The organism is Streptomyces lucensis JCM 4490, assembly GCF_014650035.1.
In the GTDB taxonomy this organism is placed as follows: domain Bacteria; phylum Actinomycetota; class Actinomycetes; order Streptomycetales; family Streptomycetaceae; genus Streptomyces; species Streptomyces lucensis.
Window position 1 is genome coordinate 1 of record NZ_BMUE01000037.1, and the last position, 5,205, is coordinate 5,205.

Below are 5,205 nucleotides of genomic sequence, written 5' to 3' on the forward strand. Positions count from 1 at the left end.
CCACAGCAGACGGCACCGGCTGGAGCGAAGGCATCGGCCTCCTCCTCATCGAACGCCTGTCGGAGGCCCGGCGCAACGGTCACCCGGTGCTCGCCGTACTGCGCGGCTCGGCCGTCAACCAGGACGGCGCCAGTAACGGTCTCACGGCGCCCAACGGGCCGTCGCAGCAGCGGGTCATCCGCGCCGCACTCGCCGACGCCCACCTCACCCCCGACCAGATCGACGCCGTCGAAGCCCACGGCACCGGCACCACACTCGGCGACCCCATCGAGGCACAGGCACTCCTCGCCACCTACGGCCAGAACCGAACCCCCGAACAACCACTCTGGCTCGGCTCCATCAAGTCCAACATCGGGCACACCCAAGCCGCGGCAGGCGTCGCCGGCATCATCAAAATGGTCCAAGCCATACACCACGGCGTACTACCGAAAACCCTGCACGCCGACGAACCGTCACCCCACATCGAGTGGACCACCGGAGCCGTAGCACTACTCCACCAACAACAGCCCTGGCCCACAACCACACACCCCCGCAGAGCCGCCATCTCCTCATTCGGCATCAGCGGCACCAACGCCCACATCATCCTGGAGCAGGCACCCGAGGCTGCTGCCGAGGCAGCCGACGAGGTGGAACCTCCGGGCGGGCCGCTGGCGTGGGTGGTGTCGGCCAGGACCGAGGAAGCCCTGCGGGAACAGGCCGCGCGGGTGCGGGGCTTTGTGGGTGAAAGGGAACTCGCGGTCGCTGACGTCGGATTCTCCCTCGCCACCACCCGGGCACACCTCGAACACCGGGCCGCCGTCATCGCCGACGACCAGGACGGCTTCCTCGCCGGACTCGGCGCTCTCGCCACCGGCACCGAACACCCCGGCGTTGTGAGGGGGTCAGTCTCCGGGAGCGGGAAGACCGCGTTCCTGTTCGCCGGGCAAGGCAGCCAACGCCCTGGCATGGGAAGCGAGCTCTACACCACCCAACCCGTCTTCACGCAAGCCCTCGACGAAGTCTGCGCACTGCTCGACCCTCACCTGGACGTGCCGCTCCGCGAGGTCATGTGGGCCGAGGAAGGCACCGAGCACGCCGGACTCCTCCACGGCACGCTCTACACCCAACCCGCCCTGTTCGGCCTGGAGATCGCCCTCTACCGTCTCCTGGAACACCTGGGCGTCACTCCGCACTACCTCGTCGGGCACTCCATCGGCGAGCTAGCCGCCGCGCATGCAGCCGGTGTCCTCAGCCTCGAAGACGCCTGCACCCTCGTCGCCACCCGCGCCCGCCTCCTCCACTCCCTGCCGGCAGGCGGCGCCATGACCGCCCTGCAAGCGACGGAGAGCGAAGTTCTCCCGGCTCTGGAGGGCCACCCCGGCGTCACCATCGCCGCACTCAACAGCCCCAACAGCACCGTCATCTCCGGCGACGCCGACGCCGTCGCGGAGATCGCCGGACTGTTCGCCTCACAGGGCCGCAAGACCACACCCCTGCACGTCAGCCACGCCTTCCACTCCCCCCACCTCGACCCCGTCCTCGACGAGTTCCACGCCGTCGCCGAAACCCTCACCTACCACCAGCCCCGCATCCCCATCGTCTCCACCCTCACCGGTGAGGCGGCCACAGGAGACGAGTTCACGACTGCGGACTACTGGACCCGCCAACTCCGCCAGGCCGTCCGCTTCCACCCCACCCTCACCACCCTCACCGCTCTCAACACCACCACCTACCTCGAACTCGGTCCGGACAGCACCCTCACCTCACTGGCGCGCACCACCACGGACGCGATCACCATTGCCCTCCTCCACCCCGACCGGCCCGAGGCTCATACCCTCCTCACCGCCCTCGCCACCGCCCACACCCACGGCACCCCGGTCGACTGGACTGCATACTTCGCCCCCCACCACCCCCTCACCGTCGACCTCCCCACCTACCCCTTCCAGCACCAGCCCTACTGGCTGCACCACACCCCCACCCCCCACGCGAGCGCAGCGCGGATCGGCCAGGTCCCGATCACGCACCCTTTGATCGCCGCAGCCGTCGAACTGCCGGACAACGCACACGTCTTCACCGGCCGGATCTCCTTGGACACCCACCCATGGCTGGCCGACCACACACTGCACGGCACCACGGTCGTTCCCGGCAGCGCACTCCTCGATCTGGTGCTGCACGCCGCTCACCACGTCGGTAGCGAGCATGTCGAAGAACTCACTCTGCAAAGCCCGCTGGTCCTGGCCGACGACAAGGCCCTTCGTCTCCGGCTGACCATGGAGCCCGGCGGCGAGGGCGAGGAAGCGCAGCCCACAGCCCTGCTGCGGCTGACACTTCACTCGCAGCCGGATGACGCGGCCCCGGGCGCAGAGTGGGACCTCCATGCGACCGGCGTCCTTTCCGACACGCCCACACGACGACCCGCCGCGGCCGCTCCCCTCACGACCTGGCCGCCCGTCGACGCCACTCCCCTCGACACCACCGACCTCTACGACCGCCTCACCGACCTGGGCCTCACCTACGGTCCCACCTTCCAAGGCCTCAAAGCAGCCTGGCAACAAGGAAACGACCTCTACGCCGAAGTCCACCTCCCCGACGACACCGACACCACCGGATACGCCATCCACCCCGCCCTCCTCGACGCCGCCCTCCACACCACCGCCCTCACCACCGACACCACCCACACCACCGACGCGCCCCTGCTGCCCTTCTCGTGGAACGGTGTCAGTGTCCTCATGGGCGGGGACCTCCACGACGTCACCGCCTTGCGCGTGCACCTCTCGGCGGGGTCGGAGAACGGGACGTCGCTGCGGATCGCGGACAGTGTGGGCGTACCGCTGGCCGTGGTCTCATCACTGGCCAGCCGTCCTGTTCAGGCGGGCCGACTCGGCGCTTCGGCACGTACGCGCCGCACGTCGCTTTACCAGTTGGAGTGGACTACCTTCGCCGAGCCGTCCGGCAGCGGGAGGACGCCGACCGCCTGGGCAGTGCTCGGCGACTCCTCGCTGGTGGATGCCGGGAGCGCTGGTGCTTCGGTCTTCCCCGGCCTCGCAGAGCTCCGATGCGCCGTCGACTCCGGCACGCCGGCGCCGCAGGTGCTGTTCGTCTCCTTGACCTCGTGGGAAGAGGCCGACGTCGTACAGGAGGCGCACCGGCTCACCTCTCGAGCCCTCGAACTGACGCGAGAGTTCCTGTCCGACAGCTCGCTGGAATCCACCCGGCTGGTCTTCGTGACACGGCACGCCGCACCGGGGCCGGAGGGGTACGGGCAGCCCCACGACCTCGGCGCCTCAACGCTGTGGGGATTCCTGCGGTCGGCCCAGTCCGAGCAGCCCGGCCGTTTCTGCATAGTCGACCTGGACGAGGGCAGCTGCACCGGAGATGTGCTGGCCTCCATGGTGATGGGGGACGAGACACAGCTGGTCCGGCGTGACACACGGTGGCACGTACCGCGCCTCGTCCGAGCGACCGTCGGGGAGGATGGCGCGGGGCGTGCCGGGCTGAACCCGGACGGCACGGTACTCATCACGGGTGGAACCGGCACGCTGGGCGCGATCGTCGCCCGTCACCTCGTCGCTGAGCACGGTGTACGTCGTCTGCTGCTTGTCAGCAGAAGGGGACCCAACGCTCACGGAGCCGGCGAACTGCTGCAACAGCTTGCCCAGTCGAGCGCCCACGTCACCATCACGGCCTGCGACGCCAGCGACCCCCACCAGCTCGCCCGCCTCCTGGCAGACATCCCCGCGGAACACCCCCTCACCGCCGTCATCCACACCGCCGGCATCACCGACGACGCGACGCTGACCAACCTCACCTCCGAACAGCTCCACACCGTCCTCCAACCCAAAATCGACGCCGCCTGGCACCTCCACCGACAAACCCAGCACCTCAACCTGGCCGCATTCGTCCTCTACTCCTCCGCAGCCGGCACCCTCGGCAACCCCGGGCAAGCCAACTACGCCGCCGCCAACACCTTCCTCGACGCCCTCGCCCACCACCGCCACACCCAAGGCCTCCCCGCCACCAGCCTCGCCTGGGGACCCTGGGCCGACACCAGCACCATCACCGCCACCCTCGACACCACCAACCGCGCCCGCATCACCCGCAGCGGAATCAGCCCGCTCCCCACCGACCGGGCCCTCGATCTCCTCGACGCGGCACTGGCTACCGACGCGCATCCGCACCTCGTGCCTGCGTTGCTAGACGCGGCCGTGCTCCGCGCCCAGGCCGACCACCTACCCGCGGTCTTCCATCAGCTCGTCCCGAAGCCCACGCGGAGGGCCGCGGCGGGCTCCCGCTGGGCGGCACGGCTGGTGACCCTCACCGAGAGCGAGCAGCAGCGAGCGGTACTCGATCTCATCACCAGTCACACGGCCACCGCGCTCGGACACGCGCACACCCACACCGTCAACAACCAGCAGAGCTTCCAGGCCCTCGGGCTCGACTCCCTCACGGCCGTTGATCTCCGCAACCGGCTGAGTGCGGCCACCGGCCTGCGGCTGCCCGCCACCCTCGTCTTCGACCACCCGACGCCTCACCACCTCGCCCTGCACCTCCATGCCCAGCTCATGGCGTCGCATGACGCGTCAGGGCACCGTGCGGCCGCCGAGGTGCCTCGGGCACGGGCGGACATCGACGACGATCCGGTCGTCGTCGTGGGTATGGCCTGCCGCTACCCGGGTGGTGTCACCACGCCCGAGGAGCTGTGGCACCTCGTGGCCGACGGCACCGACGCCATCAGCCCCTTCCCCACCAGCCGCGGCTGGAACCTGGACAACCTCTACCACCCCGACCCCGACCACCCCGGCACCAGCTACACCCGTCACGGCGGCTTCCTCCACAACGCCCACCACTTCGACGCCGACTTCTTCGGCATGAGCCCCCGAGAAGCCCTCGCCACCGACCCCCAACAACGCCTGCTACTGGAAACCGCCTGGGAAACCCTCGAACGCGCCGGACTCGACCCCACCACCCTGCGCGGCACCCGCACCGGCGTCTTCACCGGCATCATGTACGGCGACTACGGCAGCCGCTTCCACCACGACATCCCCAAGGGGTTCGAGGGATACATCGGAACCGGTAGCTCCTACAGCGTCGCCTCTGGTCGCCTCGCCTACGCACTGGGTCTCGAGGGTCCGGCGGTGAGTGTCGACACGGCGTGCTCGTCCTCACTGGTGGCCCTGCACCTGGCCGCACAAGCCCTGCGCAACGGCGAATGCGACCTCGCCCTCG

General features: G+C 69.4%; 1 protein-coding gene. It reads left to right on the plus strand.

Annotated features, from left to right (window positions below):
* A partial coding sequence (locus tag IE177_RS34450; RefSeq protein WP_190019430.1) for a type I polyketide synthase occupies positions 1-5,205 on the plus strand: 5,205 nt, incomplete at both ends.